This is a genomic window from Microbulbifer celer (genome assembly GCF_020991125.1).
GTDB lineage: Bacteria > Pseudomonadota > Gammaproteobacteria > Pseudomonadales > Cellvibrionaceae > Microbulbifer > Microbulbifer celer.
In genome coordinates, this window is record NZ_CP087715.1 from 3888035 (window position 1) to 3908417 (window position 20383).

Consider the following 20383-nt stretch of genomic DNA (forward strand, 5'->3'; position numbering starts at 1 on the left):
TACCGACGTCATCGAGACCGTCGGTCACCCGTTTTGCGATGACGCCAAGCTGCGTATGCGCAACGTGAACGTGTTCTACGGCGAGACCCAGGCCATCCACGATGTGAGCCTGGATATCGGCCGCAATCAGGTGGTGGCAATGATCGGCCCGTCCGGCTGCGGTAAATCCACTTTCCTGCGCTGCCTGAACCGCATGAATGACACTATCGACACCTGTCGTGTCGAGGGTGAACTGAGTCTGGATGGCGAGGCCATCTACGGTCCCAAGGTGGATGTGGTGCCCCTGCGGGCGCGGGTGGGCATGGTGTTCCAGAAGCCCAACCCCTTTCCCAAGACTATTTACGAGAATGTGGCCTACGGCCCCAAGATCCACGGCATTGCCAGCCGCCGTGCGGAACTGGACGAGATCGTCGAGAACAGCCTGCGTCGCGCCGGCCTTTGGAACGAAGTCAAAGATCGCCTGGACAAGCCGGGCACCGGCCTCTCCGGTGGCCAGCAGCAGCGCCTGTGTATCGCCCGCGCTATCGCCGTGAGCCCGGAAGTGATCCTGATGGACGAACCCTGCTCTGCGCTGGACCCCATTGCTACCGCGCGTATTGAGGAGCTGATCGACGAACTGAGTGAAAACTATACCATCGCCATCGTCACTCACTCCATGCAACAGGCAGCGCGGGTGAGCCAGCGCACCGCCTACTTCCACTTGGGCAAGCTGGTGGAAGTGAATGATACCGAGACCGTGTTCACCAATCCGCAACACGAACTGACAGAAGCCTACATTACCGGCCGTTTCGGCTAAGGTTGGGGGAGCCCACAAAAGATTATGGAAATGCATTTCGATCAACATATCTCCCGCCAGTTCAACGAGGATCTCGAGAGCCTGAAAACCGAGATGCTGGAAATGGGGGGCAAGGTCACCCGTCAGGTGGCAGATTCGGTAGAGGCGCTGGCCAGTGCCGACAGTGAGCTCGCAGAAAAAGTCCTCGTGGTGGAGGAGGAAATTGACCGCGCGGAAATGGAGCTGGACGAGCACGCCACCCTGATCATTGCCAAGCGTCAGCCGGCGGCGTCGGATCTGCGCATGGTGATGTCCGTGATCCGTATAGCACGGGATCTGGAACGGGTGGGTGATGAGGCCAGCAAGATCGCCAAAATGGCCATCGCGCTCACCGACGAAGGCACTGCCCCTCGCGGTTATACCGAGATCCGTCATATCGCCAATGCGGTGCGCAAGATGCTGAACGACTCTCTCGATGCATATACCCGCTTCGATGTGAAATCAGCCATGGAAACCCTGGCGGAAGACGAGCAGGTGGATATGGATTACCGCAGTGCGGTGCGCGAGATGATCACCTACATGATGGAAGACCCGCGCAGTATTTCCCGGGTGATGAACGTGCTGTGGACCCTGCGCTCACTGGAGCGTATCGGCGATCATGCCAAGAACATCTGCGAACAGGTGGTGTATCTGGTGCAGGGTGCCGATATCCGCCACGGCAACGAGCAGAACCTGCGATAAAATTTCGGAGGACGGCAAACGTCGCCGGAAAGATTTTTACCAAAGGCCGCATTCGCGGCCTTTCTTGTTTTCATAATACCGAATGGCAAGCGAAATTTTTTTGTCGATTTCGTGCCTGAATATGCTGTTCAGCATTGGTTCAGCCCCCCGCCTGCAGACTGCCCGCAGCTTGTAGGGGAACTACTGTTCTCCCGCGCTAATTGGGACAGCAGTCTCAAAAAATATTTTGATTGCGGTGATCAAACGTTCTGCTAGAATCCGCGCCGCATTGCCCCCGGGCAATACGTGGGTACGGGGTTCGCTGGTACGAGCGTACAGATTTAATCGCGTACAGATGTCACAAAAACAGGGAATACTTCCATGAAGTTCAAGTTTGCAGCACTTCCGCTGATGCTGGTTTCTGCCGTTGCTTCCGCAGAACAGTACAATTCTTTCACCGATGTTGATTACACCGCTGCCGATTACGGCAGTACCGACGTGGATACTCTGAGTTTTCAGTCTCAGTACTATTTCGGCGCTCTGGAAACGCTCGGTCCACGCAAAGAGTTCAATTATATTCTGCCGGTTTCCAACCTCTACGGTGGCTTCGACTACGAAGATTACACTGGCGGCGACAGCGACTCTCTGCAAATCGGTGGTGAATACTTCACTGGTCAGTGGAAGCTGTTCGGCGAGTTGAATGATGATGACTCCACTAACACTTATCGCGCGGGTGCCGGCTTCCTGTTTACCCCGAACTTCCTCGCCGAAGTAGAAGCGAAAAAAGTGGAAGACGAAGACACCGAACTCTTCATCCGTGGTAAATACAACCACCAGTTGAGCGGTACCGACTACATTGGCTTCACCGCTGAAGTGGACGACGAGTTTGACCATCGCAGTGTTTCCTCCAAGTATTTCACTGCCCTGTCTGCGGGCCGTTACTTAACTGCAGAAGTGTCTCTGAACGACAGTGACAACTCTGACCTGTACTGGGGCGGTGAAGTAGAATTTTACTTCGACCAGAACACTTCCGTCGGTGCAGCTTACGATGAGGCTGAAAATTACCAGCTCCATGCCACCCACTTCTTCAACCGCAACGTTGCGGGCAAGCTGGCTTACGGCTCCAACCGCGATTTTGACGAACTGGATGTGTTCAGCGTCGGTGTAACCGTTCAGCTGTAATTTCCTTTACGGAAATCACGCACAAAAAAAGCGGGCGAATTTCTTCGCCCGCTTTTTTTGTGTCTGGAGAATACCGGCCAATTATCCCTTGCTACCCAGCGCCTGCATTCGCGCCTGGGCCTTGGTGGCAATATCCCCTTCCGATTGCGCGGCAATCTGGTACTGGCTCAGGGCATTCCTGGTGTTGCCCTGCTTTTCATACACCTGCCCCAGATAGTAGTGCGCGTGGGGTGTATCCAGGTATTGCGTAGAGCGATTCAGGTCGCGCTCGGCGGCAGTGAAGTTTTCCAGTTGCGCATTCAACATGCCGCGCATCAACCAGTTGGAAAACAGGGTCGGGTTTTTCTGTACCGCGGTCTGGTAGGACTGGAGCGCGGATCTGTACTGCTTCTGTTGCGCCAACAGGTCTCCTTCCAGAGCGTAGAATGCAGCTTCCTTCGGCTGCTGTTTCTGCGCCTGTCGTGTCAGTTGCAGGGCACTGGCGTAATCCTTTTTGCCGATGGCCGCCACCGCGGCGTCGTAACTCTTGTAGGCATCGGCGTCCTGCTTCAGCTGCGCAATGGCACGCTGGTACTGCGCGCGATTGGTGACACCGGAGGGTAACTTTTTCGCATATTTGATATTGGCATCCACTCGCGCCTGAGACGGCGGGTGGCTGGCAAACAGTGCATCCAGTCCGCCGGACTGACGGCCCTTGGAGAGTTCCACAAACTTCTTTTGCAGGTCCACGGCGCCGGACGGATCGTATCCGGCGGCGGCCATATACTTCATGCCGTATTTGTCCGATTCCAGTTCATTGTCGCGACCGTACTTGGCGATATACGCCGAGCCACCGAACTGGCTGCCGAGGGAAACCAGGTCCCCATAGGCGGTGTTCTGGGTGGTGGCACCGAGAATGGCGACGCCGGCGCCGAGGATCTGCTGCTGGGTCATGGCGGCGGCGGAGTGCCGGGCGGCGGCGTGGACGATTTCGTGCCCCAGCACCGCTGCCAGCTCCGCTTCATCCTCCAGCAGTACCAGCAGGCCGCGGTTGACCGCAATCTTGCCCCCGGGCAGCGCCCAGGCATTGGGGGTGGAGTTGTTCAGTACCACGAACTCGTAGGGCAGATTGGGTTGGTCGGAGACGCGGGCCAGCTTCTGTCCCACGCCGCTGACATAGTCCTGCAGTGCCGGATCTACCAGGTATTTGCCCCCCTGGGTCTGCTGGGCCTGTGGATACTGCTTGGCCCCCAGCGCCACTTCCTGGCCCTGGGACATCAGTGTGAGCTCTTTCTTGCCGGTGACCGGATTGACCGAGCAGCCGCTGATGCCGGTGGTCACAACAAGGGTAATGGCGGTGGCCAGCAGGCCGGATTGGATTGATCGCGGAAACATGATCCCCTCCCTGTATAATGTTCGGTTAGATCCGGGCTCGGGTAGCGGACAGCGCCTCCTCCGACCGGGAATTTGAGATTATTGTACACAACCAACACCCGATGCAGGGGGGAGCGAGGTTATGACGACCGCACTGCAGATTATCGAATTGTTTGCCGGCATCAATCCGGACGGAGAGCCGGTGGTGGAGCGGATGCAGGTGAAGGTCAACGAGGACGACAGCGTACAGTTGGTGCGTTCTCCGGCGTTCATCAAGGGCATTGCCAGCGGCGATACCATCAAGGTCAACCGCGAGGACCCGGAAAAGCCCACCTTCGAGCTGGTCAAGCGCTCCGGCAACCTGGCGGTGCGGGTGTTTTGTCGCGGCGACAGCACCAAGCTCTCCGACCAGCTCACCCCGCAACTGGAAAAGCTCGGCGGCGAGCTGGATATGGAGAGCCCACGCCTGCTGGTGTACAGCATCCACGTGAGCTGCGGGTTCGCCGAGATCGAGAAAATCCTCAACAGCGCCTGCGACGGTGCCAACAGTGTGTGGATTTACGGCAATGTGTACGATCCGGTGGATGGCCAGACGCCGCTAAACTGGTGGCAGGACATCCTCAAGCCGGAATAAAGCCACTGCGCGAGCGACTGGCGGCGCCCGGCGGTGCTGGTGCGTCAGCCCGGTCCAATGCTCACGTACTGAAGTGCGCTCCGGCGGCGACCACCAGCCACCCGCCCGCTACGCTTTATTGGCCCTTTTCGCGCGAAAAGATTTTTTTAGAGTAAGCCGTATGCTGATTGTTATTTCCCCCGCAAAAACCCTCGACTACGAGAGCGAGATCCCCGCACTGGACGCCACCCAGCCGGATTTCCTCAAGGAGTCCGCGGCCCTGGTCAAGGAGCTGAAGGGGCTGAGCCCCCAGGAGATCTCCAGTCTGATGAAGATCTCCGACAAGCTGGGGGTGCTCAATTACGATCGCTTCCAGAGCTGGAAGCGCCCCTTCACCTCGCGCAACGCGCGCCCGGCGGCGCTGGCGTTCAAGGGTGATGTGTACACGGGCCTCGCCGCCGAGACCATGAACAAACGCGACTTCGCCTTTGCCCAGAAGCACCTGCGTATGCTGTCGGGCCTCTACGGTCTGCTGCGTCCTCTCGACCTGATGCAACCCTACCGGCTGGAAATGGGCACAAAGTTCGCTAACAGTCGCGGCAAGAACCTGTACGAGTTCTGGGATGGCAGGATCACCGATGCGCTCAATGCACAGTTACAGGCCCTGAAAAGCAAACAGCTGGTGAACCTCGCCTCCAACGAGTACTTCAAGTCGGTGCAGGCAAAAAACGTGCAGGGGGAGATCATCACCCCGCACTTCAAGGACTGGAAAAACGGCCAGTACAAGATGATCAGTTTCTTCGCCAAAAAAGCCCGCGGCATGATGACCCGCTGGGCCATCGACAACCGGGTGAAGAAGGCCGAACAGTTGCAGGAATTCGATACTGCCGGCTATTACTTCAGTGAAGAACACTCCAAAGGTAACGACTGGGTGTTCCTGCGCGATGAACAACCGGCCTGATCATGGGTGTGGATAAGCTGCGAGACGCGCCCTCCACCGCGCGCAATCGCGATCCGATCTGCGAACACCTGCAAAGGCTGCTGGCGGATAGTCGCCATGTGCTCGAAGTGGGCAGTGGCACCGGCCAGCACGCGGTGTATTTTGCCCCGCGCCTGTCGCACCTCACCTGGCAGACCTCCGAGCGCCGCCAGAATCTGCAGGAGGTACAAGCCTGGCTGGCCCACAGCCCGGCGGATAACCTGCCGGCACCTCTGGAACTGGACGTCACTGGCGCTTGGCCATCATTGCAGGTGGATACCGTATTCACTGCCAACACCCTGCATATCATGCCTACCTCCGCGGTCGAAACATTTTTCCGGCGATTGCCGGAGGTGCTGCAACCCGATGGCCAGCTGATCGTTTACGGTCCGGTGAAAATCGAGGGTCAATATATCGGTCCTGGCAATGCGGATTTTGATGTCTGGCTGAAGCAGCAGGAACCTCACCGTGGCATCCGCGACCTGGAGTGGCTGGATCAGCTGGCCGGTGAACAGGGCCTGACCCGGGTGGAAAACAATTACCTGCCGGCCAACAATCAGTTGTTGGTCTGGCAGAAGCACACTGAGAATACTTATTGACGACGACAGGAGCGCCCTATGCCCCCATGGTTTGAAGCTACGATATCCATTATTTTTGCTGTTGCCGCGGTGTTTTTCTTTGCCAAGTACCGCGAAGCCGCCGGCTCGCTGCATGAATCCGAGCGCATGAAACACAAGCTGTCCAAAGACCTGGACCGCTACCGCGATATGCCGCAATTGCGCGCCCTGCGCGATGGCCTGATCGGCACTCGCAACCTGCCGGTAGACGACGAGGGCCGCGAGCATCTGCTGATCCGCAATGGCGAGCAAAAGCTGGTGCATATCACCGTGCACAAAACCGTTGCCGAAGTGGACGACAGCAGCGACGTCACCTACCGCGCCGGTGGTGAAGAGCGTCGTCTGCAGGAACTGGAATAACGTCCGCTTCCTTTGCCCGTCTGTTTCCCGCCGCATCCGGGGCAGCATGCAAGTGCTGCCCGATTTTCACTCTATTTGTCGTCTTTATGTGCAAATATGCATAATCCCCGATGAAAATAGCCAAATAGGGCCATAGTCTTCCCGTTCCTGATTGTGTAATTTGGCGCCGCCAATAATGAGAATAAATGGCGACGAAAGCTTTTATACAATTATTTCATAGGGAACAGGTCGATCATGTGGACCAAAAATCAAATTGCCAGTGCTATTGCCGCCGGCGCCATTATTGGGGCGGTACCGGCCAGTGCTGAAGTGTTTTCCGGTCGGGGTAGTGCCATGGCTGGCGCGGGTGTGGCCGGTGGCGATTACACCTACAGTGCGCTGGTAAACCCGGCGACGGCCACCAATTTCAAAGAGAACGATGATTTCGCGATTACCTTCGATTTCGGCCTGATCGCCAACGATCAGAACGAGTTTATCGATACGGCGGAAGATCTGACGGATTACATTGATGAACTGGACGGACTGCTCGCCGACCAGAGTAGTGCCGATTACATACTGGACTCTCTGCGCACCCTGGACGACTCGCGCCTGACCCTGGACGCCGGTGCGCAATTGACCCTGGCGGTACCGAATAACTTCGTTTCCGGCATGCTCTATGTACGTCAATCTGCCTTTTTATCCACTGAAGTGTCCCTGGCGGATTCGGATGTGGAGCTGCTGAGCAATTTCGGCGAGCAATACTTTGATGAAAATGACCTTGAGTCCGCGGCGGGCGCTTTCGGCTACAGTCTGCAGGAAGTGGGCTTTGCCGCTGCGCGGGAATTCACCTTCGGTGGGTATCGGGTTTCCCTGGGGGCAACACCAAAGTATCAGTCTGTAGAAACCATCGAATATATCGAAACGGTTGCCAACTTCGACAATGACGATTTCGATGTGGACGACTACATGCTGGACCACAGCAACTTCAATATTGACTTCGGTGCGACCATCAACTGGGGTCAACTTCAGGGTGGCCTTTCCGTGCGCAATACCCTGGCTCAGAAATACGAAACCCTGAGCGGTATGGAGATTCAGCTGGATCCGCAGGTGACCGCTGGCGTGGGGTACACCGGGGAGGTTTTTACGGTGCTGGGTGACCTGGACCTGAACGCTGTGGAGTTGTTCGACGGTGCCGGCGAGGTACAGATTGCGCGCCTGGGTGTGGAGGCGGATCTGTTCGACTGGGCTCAACTGCGGCTGGGGTACCGCCACGATCTGCAGGACACCTACGACGGCGCCTTCACCGCCGGTATCGGCTTCTCTCCGTTTGATGTGGTGCAGTTTCACCTGGCGGCCACTCAGTCTTCCGATGATACACTGGGTGCCGCGCTGCAGTTCGGGCTGGATCTGTAACTGGGATGTAGCTGCAGGTTCGCGAGATCTGAACAGGTTAAGAAGGGGCTTCGCGCCCCTTTTTTATTGCCATGCAAACCCCGCCGGGTCCTGAAGCTCAGGCGGAACTGGCGGCAGTAATTTTGTGCGGTGGGAAGTTGAGGGTAAAGGTACTGCCCTGCCCCGGAGTACTGGCAACACTCATGTTGGCGTTGTGGCGCAGCAGCACGTGTTTGACGATGGCCAGACCCAGGCCGGTGCCGCCACTCTCGCGGGAGCGTCCCGCGTCCACCCGGTAAAAGCGTTCAGTCAGGCGCGGGATATGCAGGGAGTCGATACCGATACCGCTGTCTGCCACCGAGTAGTGCCCGCCGCTGTCATCGGTATTCCAGCGCAGCTCGATGGGGCCGCCGTCCGGGCTGTATTTCACGGCATTGAGGGCAAGGTTTGCAAACGCGCTGTGCAGCTCTCCGGCGTCGCCGGTAATAGTGCAATCTTCTTCACACGACACACTGATCTGATGGCGATCGCCACTCAATGAGCGCGCCTCACCGGCTACCCGTTCCATCAGCTCGCGCACGGAAACCCTGTCCCGTCCACTGTCGCGTTCGGATGTCTCCAACCGCGCCAGCAGCAACAGATCATTCACCAGGCTGGTCATGCGCACCGTCTGCTCACTCATCTGTGTCAGCGGGCGCTCCCAGTTCCTCGGCGCCTGGCCGCTGCCGGTGAGCGTTTCCAGATAGCCGGCAATCACCGTCAGCGGCGTGCGCAGCTCGTGGGAGACGTTGGCGACAAAATCCCGGCGCATCTGCTCCAGATTGTGCAGACGGGTCACATCCCGCACGATCACCAGCGCCTCGTCCCGGCCGAAGCGGGTGACCTCCATTTGCAGGATACGGGTATCGTCACCCGGTGCGGGCAGCGTAATCGGCTCGCGGGAATCGTTATCCTGCCCCAGCATGCGCTGATGTACGTGATCCACAAAACGTGGATCGCGCACAAAGTTCACCAGCGGCTGGCCGGCGTCATCGGACTGTAAGCGCAGCATCTGTCCGGCAGCGGGATTCCACCACGCCAGATTGCCTTCATCCTCAAGCGCCACAATACCCTCGCGCAGGGCACTGGTACTGTCCTGAACCCGGCGCAGCATGGCGTGGAGTTTCTGTTTTTCTTTGCGGTGACGCCGCTGCAGGCGGTAAAAATCGTCGGAGATATCCCCCCATACGCCAAAGCTGGTGGGCGCGGGGCCGCGGCGGCCATTGGCGAGCCAGCGATCAAAGCGGCTTTGCTGCAGGAGTACCCAGATCAGGTAAACCGCAAGCCCGGCACACAGCGCCAGCCACCAGTGTCCGGTGGTAATACCGACGATGGTGGTGCCCAGGGCGATAACGATAAAGCGGGAAAACTCGCCAATACTGCGATCGAGCATGCTGGTCGGGCCGTCTGAATATGTTAGGCGAAGCGGCAGCGCCTGGAACTGTGCGCCGATCTTCGCGCGAAGGCCGGGTGCCGGGTATTTATTTTTGAAAGCGTCAGCGACAGGGAAGTATTCACAGCGGTTTCAAAAATAAATACCCGGTGCCCGGCCGCCACTGGGCTCTCTAGGGAGCATGAACCTTGTGTAGGTAGGATTACACCCTTTCCACGGTCTGTACAGAGAAGCGGTAGCCGGTGCCGCGTACGGTCTGGATATAGCGTTCGTGGCCGTCGATAGTGAGGGCTTTGCGCAGGCGGCGGATATGTACGTCTACGGTGCGCTCCTCCACATACACGTTGCCGCCCCACACGTGGTCCAGTAACTGCGTACGGGTATAGGCCCGTTCCTGATGGGAGAGGAAAAAGGTCAGCAGGCGAAACTCCGTCGGTCCCATATCCACCGCATCGCCATTGATGGTCACCCGGTGGCTGATCGGATCCAGCACCAGGCCACCTGCCGTCAGCGGCTCTTCCGGTGTGCTCGGGCCCGCGCGGCGCAAGACCGCTTTCAGGCGCGCCACCAGCTCCCGGGGAGAAAACGGTTTGGTGATGTAATCGTCGGCGCCGGTTTCCAGACCTTTGATCTTGTGATCTTCTTCGCCCTTCGCGGTCAGCATGATTATCGGGATCGCAGCGGTCAATTCATCCCGCTTCAGGCGGCGTGCCAGTTCCACTCCGGAAACATCCGGCAGCATCCAGTCCAGCAGGATCAGATCCGGCTTCTCGTCGATGACCAGCGAGTGGGCCGCCTGTGCGTTTTCTGCCTCCAGACAGCGATAATCCGCCATCTCCAGCGCCACGCGCAGCATGTCCCTAACCGGGGCTTCATCGTCGACTATCAGAATCGTCTTGCTGTCCATCTGCCTGCCATACCCTAATTGCTGGTCTGAATTCGAACTGACTTTTTAGAGTGGCCATTAAACGTCACTTTAATGACAAATATATGACAGACGCCGGTCGATCGCGAAAAGAGACCGTAAAAAGAGATCGTGAAAAGGAGCCTGAAGTTCGTTCACTGGAGCAGGAAGTGAAAAAATATTCCCGAAAATACAGCCGCGCCGACCCAGTTGTTATTCAGGAATGCCTTGAAGCAGTCGTCCCGCTGACGGTTTTTAATCAACCACTGTTGGTAGGCGAACAATCCGGCGGCTGCCGCGACGCCCACATAGTAGAGTGCGCCCAGTTCCTGACGCCCACCGAGCATCAGCAGGGCAAAGATCACCATGACCTGCAGGCAGCCGGTCATGGCGCGGTCCATCTCTCCAAACAGGATGGCAGTGGATTTGACCCCGATCTTGAGGTCATCGTCCCGGTCCACCATGGCATAGAAGGTGTCGTAGGCCACGGTCCACAGCAGGTTGGTGGTAAAGAGCAGCCACGCCACCGGGGGCACGCTGTTGTTCACCGCGGCGAACGCCATTGGAATGCCCATACTGAAGGCCGCCCCCAGCACCACCTGGGGCAAGTGGGTGTAGCGCTTCGCGAACGGATAGCAGAACGCCAGTGCCAGCGCCGGCAGTGACAGCAGTACAGTAAGCCGGTTGGTGGTAAGCACCAGCAGGAAGGCGAGTAGCATCAGGCCGGCGAATAATAGCAGCGCGCCTTTGGGCGTTGCCGCGCCGGTGGCGAGGGGGCGCTGGTGGGTGCGTTTTACGTGACCATCAACATTGCGGTCGGCAAAATCGTTGACCGCACAGCCGGCAGCGCGGGTGAGGATCACCCCGAGGGTGAAGACCATAAACAGGTGGACACCCGGCCATCCTTCTGCGGCCAGCCACAGCGCCCACCAGGTGGGCCACAACAGCAACAGGGAGCCGATGGGGCGATCGAGCCGTGCCAGTTGCCAGTAGGGTAACGCCTGGGGCCAGCGTTGCTGTAATTGTTGGCTGATCAATTGCATATCCTCACGGGCATCAATACTTTACGCGCCACGTCTGCTTATCGGGGCGCGCAGGTCGCGGGCGGTGTCTGGGGATTGAAACTGTTGAGAAAGGTTTCTGCAACCAGCAGTGGTTTGTCCTTTAGCCAGAAGGTGGAGCGGCGCCCCCAGGCTCGTGTGGACATTTCGGCGAGCTCGTCGATGGCGCAATGGGAATTGCGCTGCAGCTGGTTGAGCACGATGGGCCCGCGCTTCATGTCGGCGCGGCTGAACAGGAGTTCACCGAGCGGGCGGCTGTCGAGGTTGCGCAGGTGCCGGAGTTTGCCGCTGACCGAGCGTTCCGGTAACACGCTGCGGGCGTAGACCCAGGGCTGGCCATGGCCGCACAGGAGGACTTCGCGCACCAGGGCGAGGGAGCGATCCCGCAGGTTGAGGGCCCGGCGTTCTTCGAGGCGCGGTTGCTGCCAGTCCTGATGCAGGATCCTTACGCTGAACTCGCCATTGCTGAAATCTTTCAGGGCGGCAGTAAGGGAGCCGGGGTGGATCAACCAGGGTACGAGGTTTTCCGGCGGTACGCTGCCGTACAGGTTTTCCAGGGGCTGGGGGTGCCAGTCGCCGACCGGAAGATAGGGAGACTCATAGGGGGAGTGGTACAACGTTGACTCCGCGCAGGTGCAAAAGCGTTATTGTACCCGACGGCGGAGTGAGGTGAATGGGATCGACTTTGCCGGTGGCGCGCCCTGCCGATATAGTGTCGGTCAAATCGGGGGTGGTGATTACCACTGCGGTATCGAAACCTTCGCTCGTAACAGCAATAGGCTGATAGAGCTCGCACAAAATAAACATTTACCAACAAGTATTGGTATCAGTAACAGGACGGACCATGGGGCTTACCAAAAAAATCGTATTGGCCATGATCGCGGGTATCGCGGTCGGGCTGCTGCTCAATTTCCTCAATACCAGCCAGCTTCTGGGCGAGACGGTAAGCGGGCTTATCAATAATTACCTCACCACCGGACTATTCGATATCGTCGGGCGTATCTTTATCGCCTCACTGAAGCTGATGGTGGTACCGCTGGTGCTGGTATCCCTGGTGTGTGGTGCCTGCGCTCTGTCCGAAGGCAGCCGCGTGGGGGTGTTGGCTGGCAAAACGTTGCTGCTGTATCTGCTGACCACGGCCGCGGCGATTACCCTGGCTCTGGTGCTGGCGCTGGTGATTCAGCCCGGTGCCGGTATGGAGGGGATGGCCAGCGATGCGACCTTCGATCCGCAGCCGTCGCCGCCGCTGTCAGAGGTGCTGGTGAACATTTTCCCCACCAATCCGGTGGATGCGATGGCCAAGGGCAATATGCTCCAGATCATCGTATTCGCGCTGCTGATGGGGTATGCGGTATCCCGCAGTGGCAAGCCAGGCCAGCGTATTGCGGGTTTCTTCAATGATCTGAACGAAGTCATCATGCGCATGGTGGGGGTACTGATGGTGTTTGCCCCCTATGGTGTATTTGCACTGTTGGCAACCAAGATTGCGCAGCTGGGGCTGGATGCCATTGTGCAGCTGATGAAGTACTTCCTGGTGGTACTGAGCGCGTTGCTGCTGCACGCTTTCGGGGTTTATTCCATTCTGTTGAAACTGCTGTCCGGCCTGAGCCCGCTGAAACTGATCAAGAAGATGCGTCCGGCGATGGTGTTTGCCTTCAGCACCGCGTCCTCCGCGGCGACCATTCCGGTAACGCTGCAGACGGTGGAAAAGCGCCTGGGTGTGGATAATAAAGTGGCTTCGTTCACGGTGCCTCTGGGTGCCACGATCAATATGGATGGCACCGCGATCATGCAGGGCGTGGCGACGGTATTCATCTCTCAGCTCTACGGTATCGATATCGGCCTGATGGGCTATCTGACGGTGATCCTGACCGCAACCCTGGCTTCCATCGGTACCGCCGGTGTGCCGGGTGTGGGCCTGATCATGCTGGCGATGGTACTGCAGCAGGTCGGCCTGCCGCTCGAGGGCATTGCAATTGTGATGGGTGTGGATCGCCTGCTGGATATGGTGCGTACCGCGGTCAATATCACCGGTGATTCCGTAGTGACGGCGATCGTGGCCAAGAGTGAGGGTGCGCTGAATGTGGAGCGCTTCAACGATGACAACTACAACAGCGTAGTTGCCAATGAAGAGGACGCTTCGCGCACCGCATAGCACGCATTGCTGGTGCCCTGAGAGTTTCTTGTGAGACACACACAGAAAAGGCGAGTCGGTTGATCGGCTCGCCTTTTTATTTGCCGCCCGACTTTGCTTGCTAATCTACTTTTGTCTGCGGACCTACTGGCTGGTGCATCCACCTGCCTCACAAGCTGCCGCAATCACAGTTCTGCCATCGCCCGTAATTGGTCGGCTTCCAGATTGTCCTCCATGGCGTCCATCAGCTCTTCCACCAGTGCTGAAAGCGCACGCTCGATGGCTTCTCCGGTGTTGTCGTCGCTGTCGCCGCTGTTGCGCCGGGTTCTAATCCGGTACTTGCTGCTGATCTCCAGCTCGTCGACATCTATATGGTGCTCGCGCAGATTGTTGCCGGCGCGGTTACTGAGCTGGTAGCGAAATTCGCCGGCTATCACGACGACGCCTTCCTCAATATCGTAGCCGCCTTTGCTTTGCATCCTGACGAGGTGTTTGATCACCTTGATATCCAGGCTGTTCCCCAGCTCCAGGATACCGTCATCCTGCACCAACGGAATATCCTCATCGTCGAAATGCGCTTCCAGCTCCCGGGCCAGTTCGCTGTGCAGGTGTTGGGTGTACTTGCGCACTGCCTGCTGTTTGATTTCCGACAGGCCGCCACCATTGCTGGCCTGAGCGAGCAACAATTGCAGATTGGTGGTGGAGATCGATACGGGAATATCGAGTGTGATTTCGGTCGCGGCGATATTCAGGCTGGGTGCGCTCTCATCTCCCCCCCAGAAACCCTGGGCAAGGGCGCTCAAAGGCTGAAGACTCAGGCACAGGACACCTGCAGCGACCGCAACGCTGCGATGTTGAAATATTCTCATCATCGTTCCCTGTAATTTATTTTATTGGAAGGGATCGGGCAGCGCGGTGTGTTTTTCCACGCATTATTTGTGTAATTAAGATGACAGACTGCCATTGTTCTCCGAGCCGGGCAAAAATTTTAGTGACTTGTGCGTCAGTAGGGGTCAGTTTTGTGCGCTATATCCGGCGCGGACGCTGGTGATGGGGTAGCGGGGCCGCAGTGCGGGTTCAGGGTATCAAGGGCGGATGTCAGCGCGGGGATACGCGAAGTGACGGAGGGGCACTCGTGTGGAACTGACGCGCGGTACGTCAGGAATCCGGCGCAACATGAACATGGCAGCCCGCTCAGCTGCGGTTAAGCTCGCGCAGGCTGTCCGCTTCGAGGTCGTCTTCTATCCGGTCCAGGAGTCGCTCCGCCAGCTCCGCCATCAAGGTCTGCAGCTGCTCGTTGGTATTGTCTTCGCTGGGGCGGCCGTCATTGGGCGTTTTGATTTGGTAGCCCTGGCGCAGGCGTAGGTCGGCAATATCCACCCGTTTTTCCCGCAATACGCGACCACTGGGACTCTTGAGGCGCAGGTGATAATCGCCGCTGGCGGTGAGCCGGCCACGCTCCAGCTCGTAGTCGCCCGAACTGCGGATATCGTTCAGTTCTTTGGCGATCGTAAGATCGACGGCACTGTGCAGAGTCAGCGATTGATTGTCGGTGATCAGGGGGACTTCCTCGTCAGTGAGAAACTCCCGCAGGCGGGTCTCAAGCTCCGTGCGCAGCTGGGCGATAAAGTGCGCTTCGGTTTTTTCTTTTGCTGCGCTCAGGCTTTTACCGGCGGCCGCCTGCGCCAACAGCGCTTCCAGATCATTGCCATGCATGGGCACGTCCATGACGATTTCTGCCTGCGCCAGGGTGATGTGCGGCAATGGCGTTTCATCGCCTCCGAAAAAACCCTGTGCCGCGACCGGTGCCGCGAGCAACGGCGCAATCAGGAAAGTACCGGTCAGGAAGGCACCGGTAAAAAGCGCCTTGGGTGAGAACAAGAGAGAGAAATTCTTACCGAATACCGGAAACATGTGCTGTGACCCTGAAGTTCCCCATGAAGAATACGGCCGCGACGTTTGCGTCGGAGTCGGGCCTGACTTGGCGAGAGATTAATGTGCGGGGTCAGGCTGCCACTAGCGGCGCGGATGCGCAAAATTATTCGTGACCGGATGTGACCTTTGAGTCATCGGCGGGAGGATTGAGAACCTGTTGCGTGGAGATGGGGAACTGGGTCGCAATTTACACCACTTTCGCTACCTTTCTGCGCGGACCGGGCGTCGATCATGCCTCTGCATAGCGGGGCTTGTTGTGCAGCCAGCGACGCACAATGGCACTGCGAGTCGCGGCATCCAGCGCGGGCGCCGCGGCAATTTTCTGAACCCGGGGTAACAGGTGCGCATCCCGCTGCAAATCGGCAATGCGGTGCTGAATCTCTCCGGTCTGACGGGTGCCGAGGATTTCGCCCGGGCCGCGCAGCCGCAGGTCTTCCTCGGCAATGGCAAATCCGTCGGCGTGGCTGCGCAGTGCCTGCAGGCGCGCGCGCCCGTTGGCCGAAAGTGGCGTGCTGTACATCAGTACGCAGTGGCTGGCAATGCGGCCGCGCCCTACCCGGCCGCGAAGCTGATGCAGCTGAGCAAGCCCCAGTCGTTCAGGGTTTTCAATGATCATCAGGCTCGCATTGGGCACGTCCACGCCCACCTCGATCACGGTGGTCGCTACCAGCAGGTCGACTTCGCCGGCCTTGAAGGCTTTCATCACCAGATCCTTGGCGGCGGGTTTCATGCGCCCGTGTACCAGCGCCACCCGCACCCCCTCCAGGGTTTCCGCCAGCTCTTCGGCGGTGGATTCCGCGGCCTGGGCCTGCAGGGTTTCGGACTCTTCGATCAAGGTGCAAACCCAGTAGGCCTGGCGCCCCTCGCGCACTGCGCTCTGGACCCGCTCCATCACCTCAAAACGGCGCTCGTTGGAGATGGCTACGGTATTGATGGGTTGCCGCCCAGGGGGCAGCTCGTCGATCACCGAACAGTCCAGATCGGCAAACGCCGACATGGCCAGAGTGCGGGGGATGGGGGTGGCGGTCATGATCAGCTGGTGCGGTTGGGTGCGCAGGGTACCGTCGGGGCCGGATTCGACGCTGCCTTTCTCGCGCAGCTGCAGGCGCTGGTGCACACCAAAGCGGTGCTGTTCGTCGATGATCACCAGTGCCAGGCGATGGAAGTCCACGCCGTCCTGAAACAGGGCGTGGGTGCCCACCACCAGTTGTGCGTCGCCACTGGCGATCAGCGCCAGCTGCTGGCGGCGCTCGCTGGCTTTCATACTGCCAGAGAGCCAGGCAACGGTAATGCCCAGAGGCTCCAGCCAACCACAGAAATTGATCCGGTGTTGCTCGGCGAGGATCTCCGTCGGCGCCATCACCGCGCACTGGAATCCGGCGCCAACGGCCTGCAGTGCCGCGCGCGCTGCCACCAGGGTTTTGCCCGCCCCCACGTCGCCCTGCAGCAGCCGCATCATCGGGCGGGATTGGCTGAGGTCGACGGCAATTTCCCGCCCCACCCTTTCCTGGGCCCCGGTTGGGGAAAATGGCAGGCGTGCGAGGAAATCCCGCTCCAGTGCTTTTGTGGGGGACAGTGGCGGTGCCGAAATTGCAGAGGCGCTGCGGCGCAGTTCCAGCAGGCTGAGGTGGTGCGCAAGCAACTCTTCCAGCGCCAGGCGCTGTTGTGCGGGGTGCTGTCCCTCGGCGAGTTGTTCCAGGTCCGCATCCGCCGGTGGCTGGTGCAGATAAAACAGTGCGCCGGCCAGCGGCATCTGCAGATCCCGCGGCAACAGTTGTGCGGGGAGCAGTTCACTGACCTGATACCGGGTCAGCCAGTCGAGGCCCTGGCCGATCAGCGCCCGCAAGCGGCCCTGGCTGAGCCCTTCGGTGAGCGGGTATATCGGGGTCAGGGTCTGGGCGGTGGGAGAAATGGCTTCGCCGAGGACTTCGGTTTCCGGGTGAAACAGCTCGAGACCGGAACCGCCGCGGCGGGCCTCGCCGTAGCAGCGTACGCGGGTGCCGGGGGTGAAGCGGTTTTTCTGTGCGGCAGTGAAATGGAAAAAACGCAGGGTAATGGTGCCGGTGGTGTCCTGCAGACGCACCGCGAGACTGCGGCGGCGACCAAAGACCACATCGGCTGCACGCACCTCGCCCTCGACCACCGCATCCATACCCGGGCGCAGCCCCGCCAGCGGCACCACGCGGGTACGGTCCTGGTAGCGCGCAGGCAGGTGAAACAGGAGGTCCTGCAGGGTGCTGATATGCAGTTTGCCGAGGGTCTCCGCCAGTTTGGCGCCGACGCCCTTGAGGGCGGTGACGGGGATCTCCCCCAGCGCCTTGTGTTCCTTGGTCGTGGGTTCCTTATTCACGGATCCGGACTCACCTGGGTGTGATCAGGGCGTCTGTAGCTGACACTGGTTGATGGCGTTGCGCAACATGTCGATTGCGCGGTGCCGCGGGAAGCTGGCGCGCCAGGCCAGGGCGACGGTGCGCTGTGGTGCCGGTGCCGCAAATGGCCTGGTTACCAGGACGCCACTGGCGTACTGGGACGCGGCGGCGGCAGACAGCGGTAACACGGTAATGCCGAGGCGCGAGGCCACCATGTGGCGCAGGGTCTCAAGCGAGCTGCCATCGGCGGCGGTGCGGATATGTCCGTTGCCGGCTTCCTTTTCGATCGATTGCTGTAGTTGTGGGCAGGCCTCCAGGACCTGATCGCGGAAACAGTGCCCCTCCCCCAGCAGCAGCACATTGTCTTCACACAACTGTTCCGGGGCGATGGCTTCCTCTTTCGCCAACGGGTGGTCCGAAGGCATCAGCACCACAAAGGGTTCGTCATATAAGGGCTGGGTGACTACATCCGGCTCGGTAAAGGGCAGGGCAATGATCACCGCATCCAGCTCGCCTTTGCGCAGGCGTGCGCGCAAGGTGGAGGTATAGCCCTCTTCCACGTACAGCGGCATCTGTGGGGCCAGCTGCTGTAACTGTGGGATGAAATGCGGAAACAGATAGGGGCCGATGGTAAAGATGGCACCGACCGACAGCGGGCTGCTGAGTTGGTCTTTACCGGCGCTGGCAATATCCTTGATCGCCGCTGACTGCTCCAGCACCAGCTGTGCCTGAGCGACGATACGCTCCCCCAGCGGGGTGGCCTGCACGCGGGTTTTGGAGCGCTCGAACAGGGCGACCCCCAGCTCTTTCTCCAGCTTTTTCACGGCAATCGAGAGCGTCGGCTGGCTGACAAAACAGCGCTCGGCTGCACGGCCGAAATGCTGTTCCTGAGCCAGGGTGACGATGTAGCGCAGTTCGTTCAGAGTCATGTTCGAAGCAATCAGATTAAAGTGGGCGATAGAGTTTATTCATAAACCCACCCCTCCGGCCAGTGATTCTGCAATTGATCTGTATGAATGTCTCAAACTAGAAAGTTTTGCTATTAAAAAACATAACAGTTAGTAAAATTTGCTATGAAGAGGCGGATTAATCCACGGCATGGCGTGTCCTTTGCTATATGTGTAAAGGCAAGTGTTTATTACACGTTAAGCGGAGAGTCGCTATGGGTGAATTTTTTTCGTGGATTATTCTCGGCCTGATCGCCGGTGCGCTGGCCAAATGGATCATGCCGGGTCCGGAACCCGGTGGCTGGATTGTCACCATCATCATCGGCATTGTTGGCGCCTTTATCGGCGGCTGGCTTGGTAGCTTTATCGGTGTCGGTACTGTAGGCGGCCTGTCTATCGGCAGTATCATCACTGCGGTAGTTGGGGCAATCGTCCTGCTGTTTATTTACCGCATGGTGAAGTCGCGCGGCTGACGGTACCCAAGCCATAACAAAGCCCCGGAGAAAGCTTCTCCGGGCGCTGTTCACAGAACCGATGCTTCAAACAGGTTATAAATACATGGTTTTATGGCCACTGTGGGCCATACTCTGTGCGAGAAATCACGGGCGAGCGTTGCGGGATACCGATGTGTTCGCCACGACCAAAGATAATTCATTCAGATAAAGAAGCCGGTACAGGCTTCACCGGGGGTTTCAACAAGCGGCTATGGCAAAGGAAAAAGTCTGGATCTTCGGCTGCGGGGATCTCGGCACCCGTTTGGCGTTGAAGCTGGATCGCAAAGCGTACGATGTGTTCGGTGTACGTCGCAATCCGTTACAGGCCCTCGCCCGCAAGCGGCGGGCCGACGTGGTCAATTGGCGCCGCGGCGATGCCACCCGCCCCGAGGATGTACAGAATCATCTGGCCAAGGGCGCGGACATCGTAATCGCCACTTTTACGCCGGGTGTGAACACGCCGCAGGCATATCAACGCGCTTATGTGGAAACTGCTAAGGTACTGTCGGACGCTATCGCACAGATGCCAAAGCCTCCGCGCCTGTTCCTGTGGATCTCTTCTTCCCGGGTCTACGGCCAGAGTGGCGACCAGTGGTTGAATGAGAAAACCCAGCCACTGCCCAACAGCTATCAGGGCGAAGCCTTGCTCGCGGCGGAAAAAATTGCCCAGACGGCCCCTGCCGAAACCAGCGTGATCCGCTTTGCGGGTATATACGGCCCCGGTCGCGACCGGCTCCTGTCGCAGGTTCGCGCTGGCCGCTGTGCGCCGCCCTCCCCGCCCCAGTACAGTAACCGTATTCACGTGGACGATGCCACCGGGTTTATGGTGCATCTGATCGAAGGTCAGAAAAATGGCATGGCGCCGGAGAAACTGTATATCGGCGCCGACTGCACGCCGGTGCCCATGTACGAGTTGCAGAGCTGGCTGGCGAAGTCTATGGGTTATACCAACGCGCATCTGCGTGAAGAGGTGGCCACCAGTGAGCGCCGTTCGAAGAGGCTGAGTAATCAGCGTATGTTGGATAGCGGCTATGAAATGCTGTATCCGAATTATCGCTTGGGTTACAGCACACTGCTGGAAAATGAGTGATCCAGCGGCCTGATTTCTGATCCCTCCGGTGCCGCATGCGCGGCACC

20 protein-coding genes are annotated in these 20383 nt (G+C 58.7%); 11 read left to right on the plus strand and 9 right to left on the minus strand.

From position 1 onward, the window contains the following. Positions 1–55: 55 nt before the first annotated feature. The 3 genes from pstB (at position 56) to LPW13_RS16170 (ending at position 2677) form a co-directional block, all read left to right on the plus strand. On the plus strand, positions 56–796 hold the full coding sequence (gene pstB / locus LPW13_RS16160) for a phosphate ABC transporter ATP-binding protein PstB (protein WP_268932705.1): 741 nt from the start codon (positions 56–58) through the stop codon (positions 794–796). A 24-nt stretch (positions 797–820) separates the two neighbouring features. Continuing rightward, positions 821–1516: a phosphate signaling complex protein PhoU gene (phoU, locus tag LPW13_RS16165; RefSeq protein ID WP_230437012.1), complete on the plus strand. Its 696-nt coding sequence runs from the start codon at positions 821–823 to the stop codon at positions 1514–1516. 360 nt (positions 1517–1876) lie between these two features. After that, on the plus strand, positions 1877–2677 hold the full coding sequence (locus LPW13_RS16170) for a putative porin (RefSeq protein WP_230437014.1): 801 nt from the start codon (positions 1877–1879) through the stop codon (positions 2675–2677). 81 nt (positions 2678–2758) lie between these two features. Here the strand turns inward: LPW13_RS16170 and LPW13_RS16175 are convergent, their stop codons facing one another. Then, positions 2759–4051 carry a M48 family metalloprotease gene (locus LPW13_RS16175; protein WP_230437015.1) on the minus strand — a complete coding sequence of 431 codons (1293 nt, stop codon included), beginning with the start codon at positions 4049–4051 and terminating at the stop codon, positions 2759–2761. 121 nt (positions 4052–4172) lie between these two features. Here LPW13_RS16175 and LPW13_RS16180 point away from each other — a divergent pair, with 121 nt between their 5' ends. The 5 genes from LPW13_RS16180 (at position 4173) to traF (ending at position 7991) form a co-directional block, all read left to right on the plus strand. Continuing rightward, positions 4173–4664, plus strand: a complete 492-nt coding sequence (locus LPW13_RS16180; protein WP_230437017.1) for a DUF4265 domain-containing protein — start codon at positions 4173–4175, stop codon at positions 4662–4664. A gap of 160 nt (positions 4665–4824) precedes the next feature. Then, positions 4825–5604, plus strand: coding sequence for a peroxide stress protein YaaA (gene yaaA, locus LPW13_RS16185; RefSeq protein ID WP_230437019.1), 780 nt, complete (start codon positions 4825–4827; stop codon positions 5602–5604). Between the two features lie 2 nt (positions 5605–5606). Further along, on the plus strand, positions 5607–6221 hold the full coding sequence (locus tag LPW13_RS16190; RefSeq protein WP_377563843.1) for a DUF938 domain-containing protein: 615 nt from the start codon (positions 5607–5609) through the stop codon (positions 6219–6221). An 18-nt stretch (positions 6222–6239) separates the two neighbouring features. Then, positions 6240–6599: a hypothetical protein gene (locus LPW13_RS16195; protein ID WP_230437022.1), complete on the plus strand. Its 360-nt coding sequence runs from the start codon at positions 6240–6242 to the stop codon at positions 6597–6599. A gap of 234 nt (positions 6600–6833) precedes the next feature. After that, complete coding sequence (gene traF, locus LPW13_RS16200; RefSeq protein ID WP_230437024.1) at positions 6834–7991, plus strand: conjugal transfer protein TraF; 1158 nt, start codon at positions 6834–6836, stop codon at positions 7989–7991. Positions 7992–8088: 97 nt separating this feature from the next. On the opposite strand, the gene phoR is transcribed toward traF, so the two are convergent. The 4 genes from phoR to LPW13_RS16220 all read right to left on the minus strand — a co-directional run bounded on the left by phoR (position 8089) and on the right by LPW13_RS16220 (position 11984). Beyond that, positions 8089–9402: a phosphate regulon sensor histidine kinase PhoR gene (gene phoR / locus LPW13_RS16205; protein WP_230437026.1), complete on the minus strand. Its 1314-nt coding sequence runs from the start codon at positions 9400–9402 to the stop codon at positions 8089–8091. A 202-nt stretch (positions 9403–9604) separates the two neighbouring features. After that, positions 9605–10309, minus strand: coding sequence for a phosphate regulon transcriptional regulator PhoB (gene phoB / locus LPW13_RS16210; protein WP_230437027.1), 705 nt, complete (start codon positions 10307–10309; stop codon positions 9605–9607). Positions 10310–10461: 152 nt separating this feature from the next. After that, positions 10462–11349, minus strand: a complete 888-nt coding sequence (ubiA, locus tag LPW13_RS16215; protein WP_230437029.1) for a 4-hydroxybenzoate octaprenyltransferase — start codon at positions 11347–11349, stop codon at positions 10462–10464. A gap of 38 nt (positions 11350–11387) precedes the next feature. Beyond that, on the minus strand, positions 11388–11984 hold the full coding sequence (locus LPW13_RS16220; RefSeq protein WP_230437031.1) for a chorismate--pyruvate lyase family protein: 597 nt from the start codon (positions 11982–11984) through the stop codon (positions 11388–11390). 227 nt (positions 11985–12211) lie between these two features. On the opposite strand from LPW13_RS16220, the gene LPW13_RS16225 reads away from it, so the two are divergent. After that, on the plus strand, positions 12212–13522 hold the full coding sequence (locus LPW13_RS16225; protein ID WP_230437032.1) for a dicarboxylate/amino acid:cation symporter: 1311 nt from the start codon (positions 12212–12214) through the stop codon (positions 13520–13522). A gap of 164 nt (positions 13523–13686) precedes the next feature. Here LPW13_RS16225 and LPW13_RS16230 read toward each other — a convergent pair whose 3' ends face one another. From LPW13_RS16230 to LPW13_RS16245, 4 genes are all read right to left on the minus strand, one after another. Continuing rightward, a complete protein-coding gene (locus LPW13_RS16230; RefSeq protein ID WP_230437034.1) occupies positions 13687–14373 on the minus strand; it encodes a hypothetical protein in 687 nt (228 codons plus the stop codon). Between the two features lie 322 nt (positions 14374–14695). Further along, a complete protein-coding gene (locus tag LPW13_RS16235) occupies positions 14696–15382 on the minus strand; it encodes a hypothetical protein (RefSeq protein WP_230437036.1) in 687 nt (228 codons plus the stop codon). A 283-nt stretch (positions 15383–15665) separates the two neighbouring features. After that, positions 15666–17786 carry an ATP-dependent DNA helicase RecG gene (gene recG / locus LPW13_RS16240; protein WP_230437038.1) on the minus strand — a complete coding sequence of 707 codons (2121 nt, stop codon included), beginning with the start codon at positions 17784–17786 and terminating at the stop codon, positions 15666–15668. Positions 17787–17810: 24 nt separating this feature from the next. Then, positions 17811–18734, minus strand: coding sequence for a hydrogen peroxide-inducible genes activator (locus LPW13_RS16245; RefSeq protein ID WP_230437039.1), 924 nt, complete (start codon positions 18732–18734; stop codon positions 17811–17813). Between the two features lie 233 nt (positions 18735–18967). Between LPW13_RS16245 and LPW13_RS16250 the strand changes: the two genes are divergently transcribed. Both LPW13_RS16250 and LPW13_RS16255 read left to right on the plus strand, forming a co-directional pair. After that, complete coding sequence (locus LPW13_RS16250; RefSeq protein WP_230437040.1) at positions 18968–19225, plus strand: GlsB/YeaQ/YmgE family stress response membrane protein; 258 nt, start codon at positions 18968–18970, stop codon at positions 19223–19225. Between the two features lie 232 nt (positions 19226–19457). Then, positions 19458–20336 carry an NAD-dependent epimerase/dehydratase family protein gene (locus LPW13_RS16255; protein WP_230437041.1) on the plus strand — a complete coding sequence of 293 codons (879 nt, stop codon included), beginning with the start codon at positions 19458–19460 and terminating at the stop codon, positions 20334–20336. Positions 20337–20383: the final 47 nt, after the last annotated feature.

What these genes read in the sequence shown, in the direction of transcription:
- pstB (WP_268932705.1), top strand. Translation starts at nt 56, where the DNA reads ATGCGCAACGTGAACGTGTTCTACGGCGAGACCCAGGCCATCCACGAT.
- phoU (WP_230437012.1), top strand. Translation starts at nt 821, where the DNA reads ATGGAAATGCATTTCGATCAACATATCTCCCGCCAGTTCAACGAGGAT.
- LPW13_RS16170 (WP_230437014.1), top strand. Translation starts at nt 1,877, where the DNA reads ATGAAGTTCAAGTTTGCAGCACTTCCGCTGATGCTGGTTTCTGCCGTT.
- LPW13_RS16175 (WP_230437015.1), bottom strand. Translation starts at nt 4,051, where the DNA reads ATGTTTCCGCGATCAATCCAATCCGGCCTGCTGGCCACCGCCATTACC.
- LPW13_RS16180 (WP_230437017.1), top strand. Translation starts at nt 4,173, where the DNA reads ATGACGACCGCACTGCAGATTATCGAATTGTTTGCCGGCATCAATCCG.
- yaaA (WP_230437019.1), top strand. Translation starts at nt 4,825, where the DNA reads ATGCTGATTGTTATTTCCCCCGCAAAAACCCTCGACTACGAGAGCGAG.
- LPW13_RS16190 (WP_377563843.1), top strand. Translation starts at nt 5,607, where the DNA reads ATGGGTGTGGATAAGCTGCGAGACGCGCCCTCCACCGCGCGCAATCGC.
- LPW13_RS16195 (WP_230437022.1), top strand. Translation starts at nt 6,240, where the DNA reads ATGCCCCCATGGTTTGAAGCTACGATATCCATTATTTTTGCTGTTGCC.
- traF (WP_230437024.1), top strand. Translation starts at nt 6,834, where the DNA reads ATGTGGACCAAAAATCAAATTGCCAGTGCTATTGCCGCCGGCGCCATT.
- phoR (WP_230437026.1), bottom strand. Translation starts at nt 9,402, where the DNA reads ATGCTCGATCGCAGTATTGGCGAGTTTTCCCGCTTTATCGTTATCGCC.
- phoB (WP_230437027.1), bottom strand. Translation starts at nt 10,309, where the DNA reads ATGGACAGCAAGACGATTCTGATAGTCGACGATGAAGCCCCGGTTAGG.
- ubiA (WP_230437029.1), bottom strand. Translation starts at nt 11,349, where the DNA reads ATGCAATTGATCAGCCAACAATTACAGCAACGCTGGCCCCAGGCGTTA.
- LPW13_RS16225 (WP_230437032.1), top strand. Translation starts at nt 12,212, where the DNA reads ATGGGGCTTACCAAAAAAATCGTATTGGCCATGATCGCGGGTATCGCG.
- LPW13_RS16230 (WP_230437034.1), bottom strand. Translation starts at nt 14,373, where the DNA reads ATGATGAGAATATTTCAACATCGCAGCGTTGCGGTCGCTGCAGGTGTC.
- LPW13_RS16245 (WP_230437039.1), bottom strand. Translation starts at nt 18,734, where the DNA reads ATGACTCTGAACGAACTGCGCTACATCGTCACCCTGGCTCAGGAACAG.
- LPW13_RS16250 (WP_230437040.1), top strand. Translation starts at nt 18,968, where the DNA reads ATGGGTGAATTTTTTTCGTGGATTATTCTCGGCCTGATCGCCGGTGCG.
- LPW13_RS16255 (WP_230437041.1), top strand. Translation starts at nt 19,458, where the DNA reads ATGGCAAAGGAAAAAGTCTGGATCTTCGGCTGCGGGGATCTCGGCACC.